The 23706-nt window shown below is 39.3% G+C and carries 20 protein-coding genes; 8 read left to right on the top strand and 12 right to left on the bottom strand.

Translation table 11 applies throughout. The features are described from left to right. Window positions 1-210: 210 nt before the first annotated feature. Together AC2JBO_RS03060 and AC2JBO_RS03065 are read left to right on the top strand one after the other, a co-directional pair. Window positions 211-1704, top strand: a complete 1494-nt coding sequence (locus AC2JBO_RS03060; RefSeq protein WP_496952147.1) for a catalase — start codon at window positions 211-213, stop codon at window positions 1702-1704. 194 nt (window positions 1705-1898) lie between these two features. Next, the gene (locus AC2JBO_RS03065; RefSeq protein ID WP_496952148.1) at window positions 1899-5612 is read left to right on the top strand and encodes a response regulator; all 3714 of its coding nucleotides are present in this window, start codon (window positions 1899-1901) and stop codon (window positions 5610-5612) included. A 62-nt stretch (window positions 5613-5674) separates the two neighbouring features. On the opposite strand, the gene crtE is transcribed toward AC2JBO_RS03065, so the two are convergent. The 9 genes from crtE to AC2JBO_RS03110 all read right to left on the bottom strand — a co-directional run bounded on the left by crtE (window position 5675) and on the right by AC2JBO_RS03110 (window position 15212). Next, complete coding sequence (gene crtE, locus AC2JBO_RS03070; RefSeq protein WP_496952149.1) at window positions 5675-6577, bottom strand: geranylgeranyl diphosphate synthase CrtE; 903 nt, start codon at window positions 6575-6577, stop codon at window positions 5675-5677. A 169-nt stretch (window positions 6578-6746) separates the two neighbouring features. Further along, window positions 6747-7466: a class I SAM-dependent DNA methyltransferase gene (locus tag AC2JBO_RS03075; protein ID WP_496952150.1), complete on the bottom strand. Its 720-nt coding sequence runs from the start codon at window positions 7464-7466 to the stop codon at window positions 6747-6749. 84 nt (window positions 7467-7550) lie between these two features. After that, window positions 7551-8645 carry a UbiA family prenyltransferase gene (locus AC2JBO_RS03080; RefSeq protein ID WP_496952151.1) on the bottom strand — a complete coding sequence of 365 codons (1095 nt, stop codon included), beginning with the start codon at window positions 8643-8645 and terminating at the stop codon, window positions 7551-7553. Window positions 8646-8682: 37 nt separating this feature from the next. Next, window positions 8683-9975 carry an ABC transporter ATP-binding protein gene (locus AC2JBO_RS03085; RefSeq protein WP_496952152.1) on the bottom strand — a complete coding sequence of 431 codons (1293 nt, stop codon included), beginning with the start codon at window positions 9973-9975 and terminating at the stop codon, window positions 8683-8685. Between the two features lie 3 nt (window positions 9976-9978). Beyond that, window positions 9979-10878 carry an ABC transporter permease gene (locus tag AC2JBO_RS03090; RefSeq protein ID WP_496952153.1) on the bottom strand — a complete coding sequence of 300 codons (900 nt, stop codon included), beginning with the start codon at window positions 10876-10878 and terminating at the stop codon, window positions 9979-9981. 5 nt (window positions 10879-10883) lie between these two features. Continuing rightward, window positions 10884-12254, bottom strand: a complete 1371-nt coding sequence (locus AC2JBO_RS03095) for a glycosyltransferase family 4 protein (RefSeq protein ID WP_496952154.1) — start codon at window positions 12252-12254, stop codon at window positions 10884-10886. Window positions 12255-12270: 16 nt separating this feature from the next. Next, window positions 12271-13545, bottom strand: a complete 1275-nt coding sequence (locus tag AC2JBO_RS03100; protein WP_496952155.1) for a glycosyltransferase family 4 protein — start codon at window positions 13543-13545, stop codon at window positions 12271-12273. A gap of 959 nt (window positions 13546-14504) precedes the next feature. Then, window positions 14505-14924: a response regulator gene (locus tag AC2JBO_RS03105; RefSeq protein WP_496952156.1), complete on the bottom strand. Its 420-nt coding sequence runs from the start codon at window positions 14922-14924 to the stop codon at window positions 14505-14507. Between the two features lie 108 nt (window positions 14925-15032). Then, window positions 15033-15212: a sensor histidine kinase gene (locus tag AC2JBO_RS03110; protein ID WP_496952157.1), complete on the bottom strand. Its 180-nt coding sequence runs from the start codon at window positions 15210-15212 to the stop codon at window positions 15033-15035. Between the two features lie 1191 nt (window positions 15213-16403). On the opposite strand from AC2JBO_RS03110, the gene AC2JBO_RS03115 reads away from it, so the two are divergent. The 6 genes from AC2JBO_RS03115 to AC2JBO_RS03140 all read left to right on the top strand — a co-directional run bounded on the left by AC2JBO_RS03115 (window position 16404) and on the right by AC2JBO_RS03140 (window position 21034). Continuing rightward, complete coding sequence (locus AC2JBO_RS03115) at window positions 16404-17819, top strand: cyanophycinase (RefSeq protein WP_496952158.1); 1416 nt, start codon at window positions 16404-16406, stop codon at window positions 17817-17819. A gap of 24 nt (window positions 17820-17843) precedes the next feature. Next, entirely contained in the window at window positions 17844-17930 is an 87-nt protein-coding gene (locus AC2JBO_RS03120) for a hypothetical protein (protein WP_496952200.1), read from the top strand. Beyond that, window positions 17917-18084 (top strand): SDR family oxidoreductase, encoded by a 168-nt coding sequence (locus tag AC2JBO_RS03125; RefSeq protein WP_496952159.1) that lies wholly within the window; start codon window positions 17917-17919, stop codon window positions 18082-18084. Before AC2JBO_RS03120 ends, AC2JBO_RS03125 begins: the two co-directional genes overlap by 14 nt. Before the next feature lie 814 nt (window positions 18085-18898). Beyond that, window positions 18899-19564 (top strand): hypothetical protein, encoded by a 666-nt coding sequence (locus tag AC2JBO_RS03130; RefSeq protein WP_496952160.1) that lies wholly within the window; start codon window positions 18899-18901, stop codon window positions 19562-19564. An 8-nt stretch (window positions 19565-19572) separates the two neighbouring features. Beyond that, window positions 19573-20376 carry a hypothetical protein gene (locus AC2JBO_RS03135; protein ID WP_496952161.1) on the top strand — a complete coding sequence of 268 codons (804 nt, stop codon included), beginning with the start codon at window positions 19573-19575 and terminating at the stop codon, window positions 20374-20376. 13 nt (window positions 20377-20389) lie between these two features. Then, entirely contained in the window at window positions 20390-21034 is a 645-nt protein-coding gene (locus AC2JBO_RS03140) for a cupredoxin domain-containing protein (protein ID WP_496952162.1), read from the top strand. Window positions 21035-21526: 492 nt separating this feature from the next. Here AC2JBO_RS03140 and AC2JBO_RS03145 read toward each other — a convergent pair whose 3' ends face one another. From AC2JBO_RS03145 to AC2JBO_RS03155, 3 genes are all read right to left on the bottom strand, one after another. Then, window positions 21527-21949 carry an AbrB family transcriptional regulator gene (locus AC2JBO_RS03145; RefSeq protein ID WP_496952201.1) on the bottom strand — a complete coding sequence of 141 codons (423 nt, stop codon included), beginning with the start codon at window positions 21947-21949 and terminating at the stop codon, window positions 21527-21529. Between the two features lie 363 nt (window positions 21950-22312). Continuing rightward, entirely contained in the window at window positions 22313-22693 is a 381-nt protein-coding gene (locus tag AC2JBO_RS03150; RefSeq protein ID WP_496952163.1) for a hypothetical protein, read from the bottom strand. A gap of 283 nt (window positions 22694-22976) precedes the next feature. After that, window positions 22977-23549 (bottom strand): PEP-CTERM sorting domain-containing protein, encoded by a 573-nt coding sequence (locus AC2JBO_RS03155; protein WP_496952164.1) that lies wholly within the window; start codon window positions 23547-23549, stop codon window positions 22977-22979. Between the last annotated feature and the right edge of the window lie 157 nt (window positions 23550-23706).

The raw sequence follows: 23706 nt of genomic DNA on the forward strand, positions 1-23706 counted from the left end.
TCATTTATACAGCAGATTTCGTGTGCATAAGGCACATGTAGAGACGTGACATGTCGCGTCTCTACAAAGGTTTGGGCATTATTTATGTACCTCACGCTAAAAACCTAATCCAGTATTACAATTTGTTGCAATCTTCCGCAATAGTTGTCAAACGAACTCATATCGACTATGATTTACTTATTGAACTCATGACGACTACAGATAAGCACGATGACAGATCATAATACGCTGACAACGGCTAACGGTACCCCTGTTTCTGACAATCAAAATTCGCTAACAGCAGGTTCAAGGGGTCCTGTTCTGATACAAGATTTCCATTTACTAGAGAAGCTAGCTCACTTCAACCGCGAAAGGGTTCCAGAGCGTGTAGTTCATGCTAAAGGCGCCGCAGCGTTCGGTACTTTTACGGTGACAAATGACGTTACTCAATATAGTAGAGCGAAATTATTTTCTGAAGTTGGTAAGAAAACTGAAGTTTTGCTGCGTTTCTCTACAGTTGGTGGTGAGAGCGGTTCCGCCGATGCAGAACGTGATCCCAGAGGTTTTGCTGTAAAGTTCTATACTGAGGAAGGTAACTGGGATTTGACGGGTAATAACACACCTGTTTTCTTTATTCGTGACCCCCTTAAGTTCCCTGATTTTATTCATACTCAAAAACGTAACCCCCAAACGCATACTAAAGATGCGAATGCTAAATGGGATTTTTGGTCACTTAGTCCAGAGTCTTTACACCAGGTAACAATATTGTTCTCTGACCGTGGGACTCCAAAGACCAATCGACACATGGATGGTTTTGGTAGCCATACTTTCAGCCTTATTAATGCCCAAGGAAACCGGGTTTGGTGTAAGTTCCACTTTAAAACTTTACAAGGTATTCAAAATTTCACAGCAGAAGAAGCGACACGGATGAAGGGTGAAGACCCCGACCATTCAACCCGCGATTTGTTTGAAGCAATTGAACGCGGTGAATATCCAAAATGGCGCCTATGCATTCAAGTGATGACTGAGGAGCAAGCGGCAAATCATCCTGATGACCCGTTTGATATTACAAAGGTTTGGAAGCACAAAGATTATCCACTTATTGAAGTGGGAATTTTAGAATTAAACTGTAACCCCGAAAATTACTTTGCCCAAGTCGAGCAAGCTGCCTTTTCTCCTTCTAACGTGGTTCCGGGAATTAGCTTCTCACCAGATAAGATGTTGCAAGCTCGGATTATGTCTTATCCCGATGCTCAACGTTATCGTCTCGGCGCCAACTACCAGCAGTTGCCAGTCAACCAACCTAAGTGCCCAGTTATGCACTATCAAAGAGATGGGTTAATGGCATTAGGAAATAATGGTGGTAATGCGCCTAATTATGAGCCTAATAGTTACCAAGAGGCGCCTAAACAAAATTCGGCATATGCTGAACCACCGTTAAATTTGGGTAATGTTGCCGTTGACCGCTATGATCACCGTAAAGGTAATGATGATTATACTCAAGCAGGCGATTTGTATCGGTTGATGACTCCTGATGAGCAGGAACGTTTAGTTAACAACATTGTTAATAGTCTTAGCGAAGCACGACAAGATATTCAGATGCGGCAGTTATGTCACTTCTTCCGCGCGGATGTTTCTTATGGTATGCGAGTTGCCAAAGGTTTAGGAATTAATATCGACCCTGCTATGTTTCAGGCACCATTTGAGCAACCAGTAGGCGTGTAGAGACTAAAATGTAACATCTCTGTAATTAATCGGACAAACCGGGTTTCCTGTGAAGCCCGGTTTTTTATCTATCTTGTGGTTGAATTTAGATTAATCCCTTAGTTAGTAGACAAAATAATTATACCGATGGCATGATGAAAATAATTTATATTTAATTAGCTTTATCGTATTGACAAATATATTAATTCTTAGCAATGTTCAGAAAAATCAAAATTGGTACAAAAATTGGCGCCGGATTCGGAGCAATATTAGCTGTTGTGGTTGGAATTGGTTATGTTACATATCGAACTACGAATAGTTTAGTTTCAAATGCAAGCTGGCAAGCTCATAGTTATGAGGTGCTAGGTGAATTAAAAAATTTAAATTTACACTTACAGTCCGCAGAAGCATCACAGCGTGCATTTATTGTTACTGGTGAACAACGTTCCTTAGAACCTTTTGATGGCGCCGTTGGTAATTTAGAAAAAAGTTTAGTCAATCTACGTAAGTTAACATCAGATAATCTTCAGCAACAAGCCCTAATTAATAAGTTAGAATTATTAATACCTCAAAGAATAGATATTATTAGAAATCGAGTGTCATTACGTAAAAATCAAGGGTTTGAGCCAGCAAGACAGGAGATTATTTCTGATAAAGGTAGAGAAATAACAACCCAAATTATAAATACAGTATCTGAAATAGAAAAAGATGAAAGAACTTTGTTAAATTTGCGTTCTAGGAATACAAATAAATCTACATACCAAGCATTTAATGCTATTTATATAGGTATACCTTCTATAATTTTACTAATAATTTTAATTACAATCTATCTAAGTCGGGAAATTTCTCATCCTTTAGGGGAACTTTCTAATCAAACAGCTGCACTTGCAGATGGAGATTTATCTGTAAGTATTCATGATAGAAAACGTGAAGACGAAGTAGGGACGCTGGTAAAAGCATTCAACCGCATGGTTATTAATCTACGGGAAAAAGCAGAATATAGCGAACAACAAAATTGGTTAAAGTCTAATTTAGCTAAGTTTTCCCAAATGCTACAAGGACAGCGCAATTTAGTAACTGTTGCTAAAATTATCCTTAGCGAACTGGCGCCACTTGTCAACGCCCAGCAAGGTGTTTTATATTTAAAAGATAGTGATAGCGAACCACCTGTATTAGTTCTGCTAGGTAGCTATGCGTACCAGCAACGTAAGAATCTCTCGAATAGATACCAATTAGGAGAAGGACTGGTAGGACAATGCGCGTTAGAAAAGCAAAGAATATTACTAACAAATGTTCCTGATGACTATATTCAAATTAGTTCAGGGTTAGGAGAAGCAAAACCAAAAAACATTCTAGTACTGCCTATATTATTTGAAAAAGAAATAATGGCAGTAATTGAATTAGCATCGTTTCAGAAATTTAAAACAATACATATAACATTATTAGATGAATTGTGTGAGACTTTAGGTGCTGTTTTAAATGCCATAGCATCAGATATTCGTACAGTTGAATTGCTCAATCAGTCACAAGCATTAGCAGAGTTGCTGCAAAACCAGCAAGCAGAACTTCAAGAAAGTAATGAAAGGTTAGCAGAACAAACAGAAACACTACAAGCATCTGAAGAACTTTTACAACAACAGCAGCAAGAGTTACAACAGTCGAATGAAGAATTACAGGAACTTAACACCGAGTTAGAGAAAAAAGCCGAACTGCTGGAACTACAAAAGCAAGAAGTAGAAACAAAAAATAAGCAACTTGAAGAAGCACGTCAATCATTAGAAGCGCAAGCTAATGAATTAGAGCTTTCTTCTAAGTATAAATCTCAGTTTCTTGCTAATATGTCGCATGAATTGCGAACTCCTCTTAATAGCTTACTGATTCTAGCTAAACTTTTATCTGAAAATAGCGAAGGAAATCTCACCTCAAAACAAATCGAATATTGCACTACTATACATGGAGCAGGAAACGATTTATTAGGATTAATCAATGACATTTTGGACTTGGCGAAAATCGAATCTGGCACAATGTCGTTTGATTATTATCCTTTACCATTAGTAGAACTAAAACACTACTTAGAACGTACATTTAAACAGCTTGCACAAAATAAAGGCTTAAACTTTGTTCTTGATTTTGCATCAAATCTCCCATCTACAATTGATACTGATGCCAAACGACTACAACAAGTTCTCAAAAACTTACTTGCTAATGCCTTCAAATTTACAGAACAAGGAGAAGTGCGTCTCAGTGTAAATTTTGCTTCGCATGGTTGGAATCCTCAAAACAAAACTTTAAATCAATCTAGTTCAGTTATTGCTTTTAGTGTAAGTGATACGGGTATTGGAATAGCACCGGAAAAGCAAAAGATAATTTTTGAAGCATTCCAACAAGCCGATGGTAGCACCAACCGTAAACATGGAGGTACTGGCTTAGGCTTATCAATTAGTCGGGAAATCGCGCGTCTATTCGGTGGCGAAATTACTTTATCAAGCCATTTAGGCGAAGGTAGTACATTTACATTGTATCTACCTGTAAATAATCCTTTAAGCAGTGCTGAGTTAAAAGTGCTGAGTGCTGAGAAGAGTGCTAAGTTAGATGATGGCGCCACAAGCTCAACACTCAACACTCGTACAGACGTGATTAATCGCGTCTCTACACTCAACACTCAACACTCAGCACTCAGCACTTTCAACTCAGCACTCAATAATAATTACTCAGAACTTTTTGATGACAGAAAAAATATTCAACCTGGTGAACATGTTTTATTAATAGTTGAAGATGATATAACTTTCGCGCGCATTATATACGAGATGGCACAACAGAAAGGTTTTAAGAGCGTTATTGCTCAAAATGGTAATAGCGGAATATCACTCGCGCGTCAAATTAAACCTTCAGCAATTTTATTAGACATTGATTTGCCAGGAATTGACGGATGGATGGTTTTGGATAGATTAAAGCACGATGTAAACACACGCCATATCCCTGTACATGTAATGACAGTTGAAGATGGAAAACAGCGGAGTTTGCAGCAAGGTGCAATGGCGTATTTACAAAAACCCGTTACTAGAGAAGAGATAAACGAGGCTTTGAATAAAATTAAACTTTTTGTGGAGCGACCACTTAAATATTTACTCGTTGTCGAGGATGATGTAATACAGCGTCAAAGTATTATCGAACTTATTGGTGATGGTGATAGTAGTATAAATATTACTGGTGCTGGCACAGCCGAAGAAGGTTTAGCTGCAATACATTCGCGACGCTTTGATTGTGTGGTTCTCGATTTAGGACTTCCCGATATGAATGGGTTTGAAATGATTGAGCAAATTAAAAAGCAAGAAAACGGCGAAGCTTTACCCATCATTATCTATACAGGTAGAGAAATTACCAAAGCTGAAGAAGTTGAGCTAAGACGAATAGCAGAAACAATCATTATTAAAGATGTAAATTCTCCAGAACGACTACTTGCCGAAACATCATTATTTTTGCATCGAGTTCAAGCTTCACTACCTGCTACTAAGCAAAAAATGCTAGAAAAACTACAATCAAGCGATAGTATCCTTGCTCAGAAAAAAGTTTTGATTGTCGATGACGATGTTCGTAATATTTTTGCTTTAACTGGCTTACTTGAAAAGCACAGTATGCAGGTAATGTATGCTGAAAATGGTAGAGAAGGCATCGAAGTATTGCAACAAAACCCCGATATTAATATCATACTTATGGACGTGATGATGCCTGAAATGGATGGTTACGAAACAACTCAGCAAATTCGTCAAAATAATCAATTTAAATCTCTACCTATTATTGCCCTTACCGCTAAAGCTATGCAAGGCGACCGCGAAAAATGTATCTCAGCAGGCGCCTCAGATTACATTACCAAACCCGTTGATACTGAACAGCTACTTTCACTACTAAGAGTATGGTTGTACGATTAGCTTCAACATGTGATAGCATATGATTGGGTAAAAGTAAAAGGGTTTTATCAACCACTATCACTTTAATGCTTACGATTGATGATAAAGTGTGCTATGGCAATAAGTGGTTGTGCTTTTTCTCCATAAGATTCGAGTTCTGCACAAGCATCGACAATCAATTTATCCGCGCGCTTACGTGACTCTTCAATACCCCAAAGGCTAGGATAAGTTACTTTCTTCGCTTTCAAATCTTTACCTGGAGTTTTACCTAGTTGTTCTTGAGTAGCTGTTATATCCAAGATGTCATCAATAATTTGGAACGCTAAACCAATATTCTGCGAATACCCCGTTAATTTTTGTATATCTTTTGACTCGGCGCCTGCGATAATACCGCCGCAAACAACGCTAGCTTCGAGAAGTGCTGCTGTTTTATGTTTGTGGATAAAATTGAGTGTTTCTAAGGTTATATCTGTTTTACCTTCTGATTCTAAATCAACAACTTGACCGGCAACTAACCCAGTGGCGCCTGCCGCGCGTGCAATGCGGTTAATAACTTGTAAAATTAGTTCGGCTGGTACATTATGGACAGAGTTTGTAATATGTTCAAAGGTATAAGCGAGTAATCCGTCTCCAGCTAAAATTGCAATATCTTCGCCATAAACCTTGTGATTTGTCAACTTCCCGCGTCGATAATCATCATTATCCATCGCCGGAAGGTCATCGTGAATCAAGGACATCGTATGGAGCATTTCGATAGCACAGGCAGTAGGCATCGCCATTTCAATTGTACCGCCAAGCATTTCACATGCAGCAAGGCACAAAATTGGACGCAAGCGTTTACCGGGAGCTAACAGCGAATAGCGCATTGCTTCGTAAATTTTATCTGGATATTGCACGGGAAGTGCTTTATCTAGCGCAGTTTCCCAAAGCTGTTGACGCGCTTTGAGGTATGTTGTAAGGTCAAATGGCATTAATGTTGCAATCATAAATTACAGTTATTGCTGAATGAAAGTTTGTGTTACGCGGTCAAATTTCAAGCTCTATAAATTTGGTGATTGCGCCCGTATTCTTTACTAAAATTTGAAGTGAGACACTCAACAGTGAAGCGTCTCTACTTAATTCCCACTTTTCGGTAAGTATGCTTTTTACCTCAAGCTATCTTTGGCTTTTCTTTTTTCTGGCAATAATGGCGCTGTACCACCCTCCATGATATGCAATTGTCTCTACGACCTCAAAATATTCTTTAAACATCTCAACCATTTGCTCTACTTGAGGAAGTACCATGTGGTCGTGACGTTTTCCATTCGGTTCAATCCAAGACCATATCACTCCAGTAATTAAAATTTTTCCACCATACACTCCTGCATCTTCAGTTGCAACATGGGGAATCTGTATTTTTCCACTTAAAAGAAGTTTAGAAGCGTCACCGATGGGCATGAAGCAGATACCATCATCAGCCAGCCAATATGCAATGTTTTCAATCAGCTTCTTGGTATCTGAGATAGATTCGACAAGGCTATATGCCCACCACATTGAAGAAATGACATCCCATTGTCCTTTGCCAACAAGTGATTTATTTCTAAAGTCGCCTTCAATTAGAGGAATATCTGAATTTTTGCTTCTTGCAATGTTAAGCATCGCTGGAGAAATATCTAAACCTGCTCGCTGTATTTCTGGAAAACGGCTGAGAAAGTAACCTGTACCGCAAGCAACATCCAACCAACGTACTGTTCTACCCTTTTCACCCAAAATTTTCGTTAGTATTTCAAATTCAGTATTAGCTTTTTCTTGAGAGTCACCGTTAAGCAAAAACTTCTCATTATAAGCTTCAGCGTAGTTTGCATCATAAGTTTGTAGCACTTGTTCAATATTCATAAATGATTTCTCCTGTAAATTTTTCTCAGTTGTGTAAATGCGTGGAAAATGCGGACGAAAATAATAAAGTAGACAGCAATCTATTTACTCAGGGAAATTTTTAACCAAAACTTTTTGTTTTGGAGTATTATTTTTAACCTTGCTTGGAATTTCCCATCTTAATAATACCCAGATATCTCTAATCAAAAACCAAATATTTCCTGTGTAAAGCAATGCATGTACTCCAAAAATAAACATAACTACTGAATTTTGCCAAACAGCTACGCCCAAAAATGCCAAAGGATAAAACACATCGTAGTATTCCATCAAAGCAAGCCTATCCCTCAAGGTATGCCAATTATTTTGGCGGGGTTTAACGATAACTGTATTGATTTGCCAAAAATAATGCCGTAAGCATTCAGTTACTAAGTACAGAACTAAAAAAGCCCAAACCAAAATGTTGTTAGTAAGTACTAATAGCGCTACAAGCGTAACAACTTCGACTGGAAAAACGACCCATTTACCTAAAAGTTCCAACGTTATGGGAGAAGATGCAACTGCGAACGTATTCACGTTAGCGTTGCGATCGTTTTCAAAATCAATCAATTGATGCCAAAAAATGCCTCGTAACCCTGATGTTAAAGCCCAAATGCTGATAACAGTAACCCATAGTATTGGCATTGTTTTACCTGTTGCATGAGTTATCAAAGCTACAGCAAACAGTTGTGGTAGTACATGTGCCCCTAATGCATCTGCGAGTACGCCCCAAAAACCCCGCTGTTTTAAGCGTACAGGTGAAACTGAGTAAGCTGTAAAAACACCCCAAATACCTAGATAAATTCCCAGAGCTATAGGCGCCTGAATTAAAAATTTCGCTGCTAGTAAACCTGGCACAATGCAGACAACTAGTGCCATTACTTTGAAGAGGGATGAGCGTCCTAACATCCGGTTAGTTTTGCCGCTAATTTTATCTTCTTCTTGGTCGCACAAGTCATTTAACAGGTTCGCATAACTTGCTGCTACTACCAGAGCAAACAGAAGAAACAATAAAAAAGCCCAAACTGAAGTTACAGGCGCGCCAAGAATCATTGTGGTAGCATAGGCAGTTCCCAAGACGGGCGCCCCTTTGAAAGACCACCACTCTCCAGCTCGAATCAGCGTTACAACTTGTTTAAGTTGATTCATCACAAGGCTTGTCATGGTTATGACCTCGTTGCTTAATTCGTGAAACAAAACTCTATTCCCAATTAACTGGAATATGGAAAATGGCTTTTTGACTTTGAGCGAGATTTAGCGTTGGATCGAGATAACTGTTGACTTCAAAGATAAATGGAGCATCTTCATAGCCTTTAAGCGCTAATATCGCTTGTGTGTCTCGTTCTAGCACCGATACAATCAATTGGTATTGACCGGGCATAAGTGGTAAGTTATCGATGGTGCCGCAAAACTCATTACGCCCGATTTGTAGTTTGTAAGAAGGTTTACCATAACCGCCAACCATTATTGCTAAGGGAGATAAATCCGCTTGTCCGAGCGAGAGACCGCATACAATTCGTTCGTCGGTAATCCGGGAATAACATACAATCCGAAACTGTACCTTACATCCCGGTCGAATTTCGCCTCCATCTGCTGACCAAATTTCAAACTCTTGAATTTGAACTTCGTCAAACTGGTGACTTGATGAGGGTACTTCCTCTATTTCTGTTGCTAGCTTGGTAGATACTGACTCTTTTGGCGCCTTTACTAAGGCTTGCTGGTAAGGTTCAGACCGCGCTCGCATCAATTCATAGTAGGTGTGAAGAATCACATCTGTAGAATCCGTTTGGTACATCTGTCCTTCATTTAACAATACGCAGCGATTGCAAAGTGACTGGATAATAAAAAGGTCGTGAGATATTAGTAAGATGGCGCCACCTTTGGCAATGTAGTCTCTAAGGAAATTCTCAAATTTTTGGCGAAACCGAATATCTCCCCCACCCAGAGCTTCATCGATGATAAATACATCGGGCTGCAATTGAGTGTAAATTGAGAATGCCAATCGTAACCTCATGCCTGTACTGTAAGTACCCACGGGTGAATCAATAAATTCATGAATCCCGGAGTAGTGAATAATCTCATCAATATTTTTCTGTATGAGACGATTACTTACCCCATGTAGTGACAGTTTATTATAAATATTTTCTCGCCCGCTTTGAACTGGATTGAGTCCCGAACTATCATCTATTAAAACTATATTATTTGTGTACCATTTTACTTGACCTAACGTTGGGCGCAGAATCCCGGTAATTAAATTAAGCAATGTACTTTTGCCCGCACCATTGTGTCCAACCAATCCAACGACTTCACCAGCATGTAATTCTAAATTGACATCGCGCACTGCCCAAAATTCACCAGGACGCAAGCGGTCATCCCCTTCAGAACGGCGGCGAAATTCTCGTAGAATATCTTGGGCTGTATATCGCAATGCTCGCTCTGGGCGCCGACAAAAGCGTTTAGATAAATACTGTGTTTCTAAAAGAATATGACTCATAAATTATATCAACGACCGTTCAATGATGTAAGGCAAGCATAAGCGACAAAATAGCCAACCAATCACTAACAGTATTAGAGTAAGTGGTACTAAAAATAACAATGCAACTAAATTAACCTCACCATAACCATAAGCCAACCAACGAGTAGCTTCAAATAAATAAGTTAGTGGGTTTAACATATATATATAGTAAAGCCAATTCCCTGGCTGTACAGCAACAAACGCGGGAGTGACAGCAAACAACAGCCAGGGAAACAATTGCATTAAACTATCCAAATCACGACTGAGGACATTCCAGGGAGCTAGCAGCAAACCCAGTCCTGTTCCCAAACCGATAATCGTAGCAAACCCGAATAAAGATAGAGGAGAGGTAACAGAAGGTGTAATGTTAAAGACTAAAAGGATAACAATTAGTACAGGGAACCGTACTAAAAATGCAAATGTAGCTTCGGCAACACTTGCTAGCATTAGCCCTTCAATCGGAACTTTTTGACGAGCCAGCAAGTGGTTGTGCTGAGTCAAGAACAAACGCTGACCGTTGAGTGCCTCTAGAAAAGTCTGTGCCATCACTAGACCGAAGATGCCATAAACTTGTGGAGGAATCGTGCCTGTACTCAGACCAGCTATTTTTGCCCGTTGCCCTAGCGTCAAAAGTACTCCCATAATTGCTGGGGGAACAAATGCCCAAAACAGTCCTAATGTTGAGTAACGATACCGTTGTGCCACACTCTGAAAAAACAAGCGCTTGGCGATTCCCCACGAGGAATTTAAATTCTGTAGGGCATCTAAAATAAATGCGCGAGGGTTTTGTAACTGGCTGCCAGCACTAGTAATTTTAATTGGTAAGTGTTGTTGTGTTGATATTTGGTCGGTTTGTTTTGATTTAGAAGAAGATGAAGACATATTAATTAACTCGAAATGCTTATTGTATTCAAGTCATCTTGACTCTTCGTGGTAGGTGTTTGGCACAATTGCAGCAGTTTTTGGGCAAATACACTCGCTGGGTCTGGTGGGATCAATTCCCGAATAGATTTTGCTGCTAACTGACCTATTTGTTCCCACTCATGGCGCCGTTGCCAAGCACGTTCGAGGGCTTCATCAACAGCATCGACACAGGCGCCTTTGGCAATAAAACCTGTAATATTATCCTCAATAACTTCTGGCATTCCTCCAACATCAGTAACAACTCCAGGTCTGCCGCACATCATCGCTTCGACGAGTGTCAACGGTAAACCTTCAGCGCGCGATGGCATAATCAATCCGTGAAAGTCCCTCCAGATATCGATAATATTGTCAACAAAGCCGGGAAAACTGACATTTGTCACATCTAAAATCTTTGCTAAATCAATCAGTGCTTCGAGATTTGCGCCCTCACCGAAAAATGCAATGTGCAAATTACGAGATTGCCACTTCTTCTTTGCAAGCACCTTTAACAAGATATCTTGCCCTTTATCAAAAAAGTATAAGCGACCTACACAAGCTAGTTTGAAACAGTCATTGTTTGATGCAGTAAAAGCTAGAGGACTTGAAACATTAGTAAGATAGGGATTTCTCACAACTTCAGCATTTTGTAACTTTTGACCGATTTGCGCTTCAGTTAACAATAAATTGTGCTGAGAAACAAAAAAGCAGCGTTTTGCATACCTAAAAGTTTCCCTCATGTAACAACGTTCCTCATCAGCGTGCCAGAAATTATCATGCGCCTTTTGAGAAAGTATAACGTAAGGCAAATCGATATGCCTAGCAATACTGGCAAAATGTAATCCATCATAATTATCTCCCTGAGAAATTATTACCAACGATGGTTGTAACTCCAGTAGTTCTCGTAATACTAACGCCTCGATTTTTTTGTGATGATTATCATGTGACATATCAGCACAGTCAACATCAAGCAAAGCTATCTTTACAGGTAAGAAACTATTGATATATTTTACAAATCTATTTAGATAAATTCTCTTTTTAGAGAGTTTATTTAATTTATCAAATAGACCATTAATGTCTACTACCTCAACTCCAGCATTTTCTAGTTCAGCAAAGCGAGAATGAGTTTTAAGAACATTCGTTTTAAACACATGAACTGCATGTCCTTGTTTTTTTAAACATTTTGCTGTTGCCCACCAAAGTTCTTCACTACCACCCCAGTCTGCACGGCAAGAGCTAATAAAGACAAAACGACTGGGCTGAACTGCATTTGTCGGATTGGTGACATCAGGTTTTACTATCTCAGTTTGTATTTTAGATGTTATGGAAAAAGAAGAAAGTAAGGTCATGTCAATCATTTAGAATTACAAGAAGTTATTGATTTATCTGGGCTTGAGTGGTAGAATCTTGGCATAGTTGGAGTATTTTCTGTGCAAACACACTTGCTGGCTCAGGTGGCACCATTTCCCGAATTGATGTAGCTGCTAGCTGACCAATTTGTTCCCACTCATGGCGCCGCTCCCAAGCACGTTCTAGTGCTTCATCAACAGCATCGACACAGGCGCCTTTGGCAATAAAACCTGTAATATTATCCTCAACAACTTCTGGCATTCCTCCAACATCGGTGACTATTCCTGGTCTACCACACATCATCGCTTCAACGAGTGTCAACGGTAAACCTTCAGCGCGCGATGGCATAATTAATGCATGAAAGTCGCGCCAAACATCGACGATATTGTCAACAAAACCAGGAAAACTGACATTTTCCACACCTAAAATACTTGCTAAACCAATCAGTGCCTCTCGATGCGGTCCCTCACCAAAAAATGAAACGTGTAGATTGCGAGATTTCCACTTCTTCTGGGCAAGTACTTTTAATAATATATCTTGCCCTTTATCTGCGATGTAAAGACGACCTACACAAGCAAGTTTCAAACAATTATCTTTTTGTTCAACCCAAGCAAGAGGAGCCGAAACAGGCGCAAAATAAGGATTTCTTACGACTTCTGCATAGACTAATTTTTGGCATATTTGTGCTTCCGTTAAAGATAAATTGTGTTGCGAAACAAAAAAACAGCGTTTTGCTTGCTGGAAAAAATTTTTAATGAGAGGACGCATCTCATCGATAGGCCAGAAATGGTCATGGGCTTTGTGAGACACTACAACGTAAGGCAAGCCTATTTGTTGGCAAACCGGTGCAACCCAAAATCCATCAAAATTATCTCCCTGAGAAATAACAATTAGCGATGGTTGTAAACGTTCTAATTCTTGCCTTAAGGATACTTCACTGTAGTTGTGATGCAGTAAAGACCATTGTTCAGGTAGAAGCCGATTCATATAACGTCCCCATCTACCAAGCTTAATTATTATCTTGTTCAAAAACTTTTTAGTTTTACTGGACAGATGATAAATATCTGACACTTTAATCCCCGCAGCTTGTAGTTCGGTAATACGAGTATGAGTCTGAGCAACATTAGTCTTAAAGACATTAACTGTATGTCCTTGCTGTTTTAGAAATTTAGCTGTTGCCCACCATAGTTCTTCACTTCCTCCCCAATCCCCCATACAAGTACTAATGAATACAATGCTACAGGATTTAACAAAAGCTACAGATATCAGCGTAGGAGATTTTATTACCTTAGTTACCATTTTAAGTATTAGAATTTTGTATACTAGTTAACTATCCATTGCATCCCGACGGGAGAAGACTTAAGAACAAAAAAGCGCAATTTTAGTGACGCAATAAGGGTGCCACTCGCGTAAGTCTTGGTATTATGTCGCATTTGAATATGATGTTAGCTACCTGTAAATTTTACAAATCAAATAATTGCTCCTAGTTATTGTGTTAATTAATAACTCCACTAAATCATTGCCTTGTCCGGATATTTACTGCACTAGTATGATGCATATTATACATTAATTTCTCTATTTCGGCATTTTTGAATTTCCAAGTTAATAAACTGTATAATTAATTACATAATATTTTTACTAAGTGTAAATTTTACATCATTTGGTCATACTTTAATAACCGTATTCAAATTATGTGTGTATATCTTTAAATAGTTGTTAATGTGGGTCATGAGTATAAAAAATGCTGAATTGCTTATGTAGCTTGGCTTAATCAAAAATAAGAATCACGTAGTTATATGTATAATTTGTAAAACTCTGATAGATTTTGTGATTTTTTCCGGATGGTATTTCTACTATTAACTTGGAGAAGTTGATTTTTAAGATTTTTTATCAGGCGACCGCAAAAAATCTATCCCAGTCAGCGCCGACTATTACATAACCAAACCCATTGATACTGAACAGCTACTTTCACTAGTGCAACAAGGCAAAAGTAAAAAGTCACTCATGCAAAAGAAAGAAAACTGGATTTAGGTGTTGAACTTGCCTCCTCAATTTAGGTGCCAATCCTGAGAGTTTGAAAATTCCTTCTTCAAATTTACCCAAAAGCTGACCTTGATTTAAGTTAAAATATAAACATGTTCTATTTCATACAATCGTATTATTTGTAGTACAGGCAGGACACCTGTGCTACAAAAATGTATCTTAACTGGTGCCGACTATTAGGATGTTGAACATTAATATCAAAGTGTTATGTAAAATCAGGTTTTTTCAAGTAGTTGAACAATGGCGCCAATACATTCAACAGGGTCAATAGGTTTTGCGATATGCTGTTGAAACCCTGAAGAAAGTGCAGTTTCTCTGTCTGACTCACCGGCATAAGCGGTCAGGGCAATAGCTGGAATTTTACCCCCCTGTTCCTGTGGCAAATTTCTTACTTCACGGATAAGTGTGTAACCGTCGATTTGCGGCATTCCAATATCACTTAATAATATATCTGGTTGCCATTGAACCAAAACTTGTAATGCTTCTGTTGCACTCGATACTGTTTGTATTTCTGCACCTTCTTGCTCTAACATAAAAGCAAGCAGTTCTTGCGAATCTTTATCGTCATCAACGACTAAAATTCTTCTTCCCTGTAAATTTGATAAATCTGAGGTAGTTGGGGGAATTTGACTCATTTCCTGGGTAATGGGTATTAATGGAATGTTTGACTGTAAACGTGGCGCAAACGTTCTTCTCCTGCACTATAAGCTTCGACACTACCAGGAGTGGAGTTATACTAGCTGTTATGTGTAGAAAATAAACCGCAGAAAATCGGTGCCAATACCTTTACCAGTATCGCGACTTGGATTAAAGCTTTTGTGCCAACACGCAAAGAGCCTAACTTCAACGTTACCACCTTGGGGTGTAAATTTGATAGAGTTTGATAACAAATTCCAAAATACCTGCTGTAATGGCGCAGCCAAACATAAGATCAACGTTTGCCGTTAACATTCAACCGGGTTCACTAGACCTACGCGTAATCTGGGCAATTGCCAGCGAGCAGTAAGATTTTTGTCAAAACAAGTAACCTTGCTTGCTTTGTCATTGCTGTCTGTGTCAGGGAAGGTTCGGTAATGTACATGTGTTGGAACATTTATTGAATCAGACTTGAAAAAAAAGATAGATGCTCATATTGATAAAATAGAGCCATAGCGATAATGGTTTTTATCATACTTATATTTTTTAATAGCGTTGTACAATTCTTAAGAATGCTAGTATAAATTAAAACTCTGTGGTTATTTTTAAATGGAAACGACTGTTATGGAGAGTTGTATTCGGGTTGCTATCTTTGAATTTATGCTTAAAATTTGCGTTTGAAAGGAACAAAAAATGAACTTTTTCAGCGGCTATTAGTACTTTGTTTATCTGCATCAATTGCAGTTTAAGTATAAAATTTTGCAAAAAGTTCATGTTTATACCTCGTTCATCACACAACCTATCGTTGACGCATGGGTGCCAACCTTAACTTGACACGAATGGTGTGGCGCCTATTGATTAGTACTATATATTTTCCGGCGCCCATAACAAGCAACTCCAATTGTACTGATAGCAACAAGTGCTGCTAATAAAGATGGTTCTGGTATTGTTTAAGGTGTAAGGATTGAACTTCTGATTAAAGGCATACCCGTTGTAGGAGCAGTAGGGTCTGTACTATTAAGCGTAAGGTTTTCTAAAAGCTCCAACGCAGAGAGTGGCGCCATTGGATATACCTGTTCCACAGTGATAGTTAACGTATTAGTTACATTCCCTACAAGGAGTAATATCAGTATTTATGTATTTGTTTATAGTATAAAACCACGGCGCCTAAGTTAAACCGAGAAACCTAGTATTGTAATATTGCTTCCTCAATATACTGATGGATAAAAGTTAATTAGCTTTGAAGTTCGGCGCCACGAGTGTTAATAGTTTTTTTGTTATCCGAAAGATATCCGCTTGTGATAGGGAATTTGAGCGTAAACGCAGTTTTGCCGTAGGAGGGTAGTGGGTGTTTACCCCTAACTTATATGTTTATTTGTATGCTAAGAAATAGTTCCGTGTGCGGAAATATCACGACGAACTACGAGTGATTCAAGAATATAGACAAAAATCGCTAAAACTTTAGCAAGGAGCGCGATATGAAAAAACTCCGAAAATTTCTACTATTATCTCTTCTCTTATTAATGTTTGAGGGTTTTAGTCTGGGAACTTGCCTGCCTGCTTCAGCTAAATCTCTCGTTCTCATCGGAGGTGGTTTGAAGCCGGTTCTACAAAGTTGTACCGATGACCCAAGTACGAACGATCCCGGCTTTATTCATACTCAAGCTATTTATCAGAAAATGATTGAACTGGCAGGGGGTTCATCCGTGGCAAAAATTGGGGTGATTACAGCAGCATCTGGCTCTCCTATCGATGACAAAAATGCTGGCGACCCCTGTAAAGCTAGTAATTACCGAGATAACGGGATTTACTACGTTAAAGCTTTCAAAAAATTGGGAGCTATCGATGCGACTGTGATCCCTATTGATATAGACCATATTTCTAACAAAAATAGCCCAGAAGTAGTTAAACAAATTAACAACATGACAGGCTTTTTCTTCGGTGGTGGCGACCAATCCCGCCTTATTGATGCTTTCCTTAATAAAGACAACACTGATAGCCCTGTACTGGCAGCCATTCGCAAAAGTTATGATTCGGGAGCAGCAATTTTTGGGACTAGTGCTGGGACGGCGATTCAAGTAGGTGGCAGCTACGTCAGGAATAACGCAGTTAAGCTACCCATGATTACTGGTGGTGAAAGCTATGAAGCTCTCGCAGATAAAAAACTATGCGAACAGAACAGAGAAGCTCTCTCTAAAGCAAACTACTGCCCCCACCAGGATGACCTCTCCTATTATCCAGAAGGGGGCTTTGGCTTCTTTAAATATGGCATTCTTGATACCCACTTTGCCGAACGAGGTCGGCAGGGGCGGTTCGTCCGATTGGCCTCAAACAATTCGATTGATGATGCTTACGCACCAGACGAGAATACAGCCTTAGTGGTCACCGATGTTGACACCCCCAACGTCAAAATGTCTGTAGTCGGACAAGGAGGAGTCAATATTTTTGACCTTAAAGACGCTAGTCAAACGAGTGGTGCTTGTACCCGTGCCGATATCGATTATTGGAGAGTATGTGGGGTCAAATATACTTACTTGACTCTTGGCGACCAATACAACCCCTTAACGATGACCGCCTCTATTGCCAGATGGAAATCTCCCTTGACAGGTTTAGAACACTATGACCAAGCCAAGTCTCCTAGTCGAGACATCTTGAGCAGCCCCGACAATAATCATCGCTCAAAAGAGCGCGAGTTGATAAAAGTTGCTGACGATTTATTCGATAGTCGCTCCATCTCCACTTATGGAGAGACCTACGAGCATAACCCGATCTTTCAAGTCACCCTAACTAAAAACACGACTTCTGGATCAACTGGGTATTATGGCACTCAAGATAAGGAGAAGTTTTACTCTTTCAAAAATCTGTTGCTCGAATTTTATGTCGATAAGCGCTAAAAAGAGATAACGTTGGCAAGAACTTTGGCTCTAGAATTATCTTCAATTCGTGTAAATGCAGTTTGCCCTGGTTATATTGATACTCCTCTGCTTGCCAATGCAGAGGAGTGAAAGTTATCAACAAGTTATTCAATCTCAAGCTGCAACTCTTCCTGCTAAACGTGTTGGAAGCGCTCCAGAAGTCGCTCAATCTGTAGTATTTATGATGACCAATGGTTTTATGACAGGTGAAATTTTGCATGTTGATGGAGGTAGGCGCCTGTAAGCTTTCTTTGAGCTTATGGAGTCGGCGCCTTCTTCAACCAGATGGAACAATGAAAAGAACGCGCGCTTGCTTATTGATTAATCACTTTCAAGTAAAGATGGTGTCTGTGGATTCAAGGCAGAGGGTTCGACGCTTGTGGCAGTCAGTGTTAAACGTTCCCATGTGCTGAAACACAAAAATAAAGACTTCATACGTTGTACAGATAGTTTTATGTTTCCATATACCAATATTTCCGAACAAAAGAATTAAAGGCACCTGTTACCAAGTACTTGGGTATTTATAAGTGTCGGCGCCTGTGAAATAGTTATAAATACGTTACAAGTTATAATGTTGTTCTAATTGCTGGCACCATTCTATCCTTTATGGTGTTTCTATGAGCAAATGTATGTAAATATTACAATGTATTAAAATTTAGATAATATCAGCCTTTAGACATATACTACCTTGTGTAAAAGCTGTTTAAATGGGTAGTAGAAACTCTTTGTTTAGAATTAAATCAAAAATAAAACATGTAAGTTGAATTTTTGAATTATTCTGACTATCTTTAATATGCTGGTGTCTGTTGTGCGGTTAACGGTGAGTGAAGTCTTGCGCTTTGGTAGTCTATAAATATTTTTTACTACCACTATATTTAATAACATTGCTCCCGCTTGTCTTAAGGTGCTTTTATGAGTATTAAGCACAGGTAAATTGAATATACGCTCTAAAGTAGTAAGTCATGAGTGCATCTACTCTGTATCGGTATTGAAAAGAATTTAGTCTACGGTTAGGTAGAAACTTTATTGAATTATACCTTCACAATCAGGAGGTTGTAGTGAGTTTAACAGAAATTGAGCAAATTTTTGCTGGAGTCGATGAGAATGGTATTAATGATTTTCTAGTGGCATTCTTTTCAGCCAGACCTCGTTATCTTAACTATGGTTCGCTACCTTTTGTAACAGCAACAACAGCATCTGTTACGCAAGTTTCAGCAATTGATTTTCCTGGAGTTCCAGGCGGTATTTCTTACATAGTTAGCTTTACCATCCCTAAAATAGACCTTTTTCCTGATAGCACCGGTGGAACGGCGCCTGTAACCATCAATCCTGGGCAGTTTAGCATTCGCACAACAGTTCAATTAGCAATTGGATGCATCCGACGGGTTAACGACCCTGATATTCCTAGGACTCACGTCCCATCTGTATCTGTAGTTCCCATATCTACATCTCTTGATGTTTGGGCTGTTGGCAGACCCACAGTTACCATTTCTGGAGTGGGCACAGGGGTAATTGGTATTGCGGTTGATGCTGTCGAGATTGTAGATGTTACACCATTATCCTTGGAGTCGGTGTTAGAGTGTCTTATTCTGATGTTGTTGCGGGCAGTCTTGGCAAATGTGCAACTTCCCTTTGAAGCTTTAAGAGCAGGAGCTTTCTCCCTAACTCTCACACGTGGACCAGAAACCGAAGACAACCAAGAGAAATTGTACGGAAATGTATAGGAGGAACCATGCCAGATATTACTGTAGCAGCAGATGAATCGGCTGCAACAAAAATTGTGCATGATGCCGAAGTAACTCTGGGAACCCTCTCAGACAGTGGATCAAGCACCCTTGGACCTTTTACGGCATCATGGGGTGCAAGTGTGTCTTTATCAAACGGAACTGTAGACCTCATCCCTCCGGATATCATTAGGATTGTTGACTGCGAGTTGAACTACTCTCTCAGCTTTGGTTTTTCCATTGACTTAGGCGACTTCCTACCAGAATTTTGTTTACCACAAGTTTGCATCCCAATTCCCTTTATTGGCGATGTCTGCACACCAAAAATATGTATTGAATGGCCAACGATTAGTACACCAACAATTACTTACTCTGATGTTTTAAAATTTACTGGTGACTTTAGACTGAAGGTCTACTTAGATGGAAGTGATTGGAAAGTGGACATTGTTATTGTTGGCATTCCTTTTTTGCAAATCAGTCCAGCAGCAGCAGCAATTTTAGCAGCCATTACAGCAGCAATTACTCCTATTCTCTTAGCCATACCCTTTATTGGTCCTTTCTTAGCTGCTGTAGTTGCAGCAATCGTAGCAACTATTGGTGTCGCTGGTGTCATCGGATTTTTGGGAGCTATCCTGACACCGTTTATTTCAGGTTTAACTTTCAATATCTACCAGCGTCCAAAACTATTTGAAGTCTTAGAAGAAGAGCCTCCTCTTAATCCCGCAGTCAATATTACATTGGACGCTATTACTGCTGCTGTTATAGGCAGCGACGAAGATGAACTCGTATTAACGGCTGAAATTTCACCCTAACAGGAGATTTACTATGAATACTTTAGACAGCCGCTCACTACGATATACTGATTGCTACTTGCAGAAGTTCTCTTCACCAGGTCAAATCCGGTATCACATTACAACTACTGCCGGAGCTTGCTTACCCGTAAATGGAGAAGTCTTCATCATTGAAGTTAATAGGTGCGTTTTTGGTAAGCAAAAAGGTCAGCAACACAATGTTACGGTTCGACGAGAAGGGCAAAAGTTTGTAGCAGACCCTCCTCACTTAGAGATTGAAGCAGGTGACTTTGTGTTGTGGCGTGCTTCTGACTCATCTACTCCTGGCTTTACAGTACGCGGTTCTAACGAATGTGATACATTCAACAGTTCGGCACTTATGAAAGAAGCTGTTTTTACTCATGCTTTTGGTATGCCTGGTGAGTACGAATGGGTGGATGCCAATAATGGAGAAGTATCGGGTGTAATTGAAGTTTACTCCCTCGACTCGAAAAATAGAGGAGAGTGTGAAAATTGGTTAGAGACTTTAGAAAAGGGGACGTTGATTACCATTTGTGAAAAGACAGTTACACCAAAACGCATCCGAATTTTAACTGGACAGACTATCTTCTGGGCAATTGAAAGGGCATCTGGAATTAGCATTACAGATGCAAGACTTGTCCAAATACCTACTCAGTGATCTTGTCGAAACAACACTGGCGCCTATATGAATTTATGTTGTAACTACGACTGATACAGGCGCCTTTCTATAAAGATTTTGGATGAATTCATTAATTGTTTGTTGGACTAATAAGAAAGGTTTTTGCTGCGTTAATTTTACATACTACACAAGGGTTTTAGATTATTTAGTCTAAACTCCAGTATAATAGTACAACCCAGCATAACCGCGTAAAGAACCGCTTCCTAAAGACGTAAGTTTAGTTCCAACGGACGCATCAAAACCTGTTAGTGCTTGTTGAAGTAGCTGCACTCTGTCAATCTCTAAAGCGTTTCCACGAAAAGCAAATGTGCCTGAAATTAATCACCTACCATGCAGGAACACTACCTCTAAACTTATCGATACCTAGGTAAGTAATGGCTTTGCATTGTCTTTGTAGGATGGACATGACTTTTAGGCGCCCTAAAATACATAACTCTCAGGCGCCACGGAACCATTGATTGACATTTACTGTTAAGCAGCTACTTCGTCTTCATTTTCTTGCTCAGAAATTGCTATCAACTTAATGTGTTTTCTACCTATATTGAGAGAAAATTCATCTCCTGGCTTCAAGCCTAATTGTTTTGTATAAGTAGAACCTATTAGCAGAGCGCCGTTAGACTGTACTGAAATTCGGTAACTAGCACTACGTCCGCGACTTTGTTTATCCGAGGGGGTATCAAATGATATCTCTTCGGCATCAAGTAGAGCATTGAGAAATTTCATCATGTTAACTCGCTCTACGCCGTCTTTGGTGACGCTATAGTAGCCACATGCTTTAGCTTTTTCTTCTTTGCTACTATTGGGCATTTCTTTAACTTTATCAGTTAATGCCTTACCTTCTAGAGCCTCGATTTGTTTAGCTTTTTTAGCTGGCGCCTCTTCAACTTCGGGCAAAACTTGTTTTACTTTCTGGGCAGGCACCTCACTAGGAGAGGGTTTACTTTGTTTAGTTTTTTTAGCTGAAACCTTGGGTTCTGGGGACTTGGTTATTTTCTTTTTCGCCATGTTGACACAGTTGAGTTACGAAATTAATTTACAATTGTTACGGAATTTCTTTATTGTATAGACGATGTTTACTTTATGGCAATAATTATTTACTTTAGGTGGCGCCACTCTACGACCTTACGGGAGAATTTATAAGCTGACCGGACAATTTCACAAGCGAGACATGAACGCGCATTCAACAAACAGCAAATTTACCTCCGGTACACAGCGTTTCATAACGTGCGCCAAGTTTATGTATTAGCCGCCGTTCTATCAATTTTGAAACACAACTTCTGGTGCCTCACAATACTCCTGCTTCAAGTCAGCAACAAAACTTTTCATTCCACTAATACCCTTGTATAGCCTACCATCAACCGTGCCGTAGCCATAACGATTCCAGCCATTCCATCCTAAACTCTCTCCGACATAACCAAATTCTTTGATGATTTCTTCTATACCAGTATCTATTGCTAAGGACTGGTGACCATTATTAATTTCCTCCAGTTGAAAAGCATTGACAGCCTTAAGTTGCTCTAACTCCTGGTTTTGAGTTTTCATTACACTCTTTAATTCTTTAACTTCGGACATTAATACAGGTAACAGTAGAACAAAGTCTGGTTTGACTTTCTCATCAACTTTATGTAATGGCGCCAAACTACCCTTATTCGAGTATTCTAGAACTTTCTCTAAGTCTGCTACACGCTGTTCTAGTTGTTGATTTCTAGCTTGGAGTATAAGTCAAGATTCTTAAAGCGCTCGTAATCAAAATTGTAGTTCAAGACAACTGGTACAGAAGGTGTATTTGAACTAGTGATGTTAATTCCCTGGTTTTGTGTAATCATACTGGTAGCTTTTTTTCTAATTGGCGCCTGTTACTTCCCTTTGGGAATCGTTTGCAGGTGCCTCTTTACTTTTTATATTATACGTGATTTGCGTATTAAGCTTTACGTTTACTTAAGAGCGTAGAACTAGCACCAAGGGCGCCAAGAGCAAGTAAACTGAGGATAGAGGTAGGTTCAGGAACAGTTACTATAGATGCAGAAAAACGAATAGGTAACTCACTATCTTCTAGTCCAAGGTTTTCAAAACCTGGTATCAATGGTGGTGCAGAAAAAACTTCCAAGTAACCTGGTGTTGATAGAAAATCAGCAAAAAATGGGCTAGCAAAGTTTCCTCCAGATGTAGAGTAACCAAAACCGTTACCTGTTAATTGCTGGCTATTAAGACTAATTAAATTGTCAACACCAAAAGGTTCGTTTCCTGGTATTGGAGTTCCAGTAGCTTGCAAACCAGTTATTGTTTCACCGTTTCGTGTACCTGTAATTCCAGAAATTTGGTAAAAACCTAAATTATTGAGTGTATCATTGGTGATAAAAGTACCACTTGCCGTGATGCCAGTACCCGAATAATTCCAGTTCCAATTCAGAGCAGAGGCACAATCCATTGTACCAAAAAGTAAGCCAGATGTGGCAACTAGAGTTGTGGCAGATAGCAAAGTTAAATTTCTCATGGAAGTTGGGCGGTTTTTATTCCGATGGTACTGATAAAAATATCTGTATCAAATTCAGCTATAAGTGTCAAGGTAGAAATACTGTTGAATTTATCAATGACCCAGATGAACAGGAGAAGCTTGTACTTTATAAACCAAGGCAAGAAGCTTACTCTAT

The sequence above is a fragment of the Calothrix sp. CBUCES-K 9914 genome, assembly GCF_059640475.1.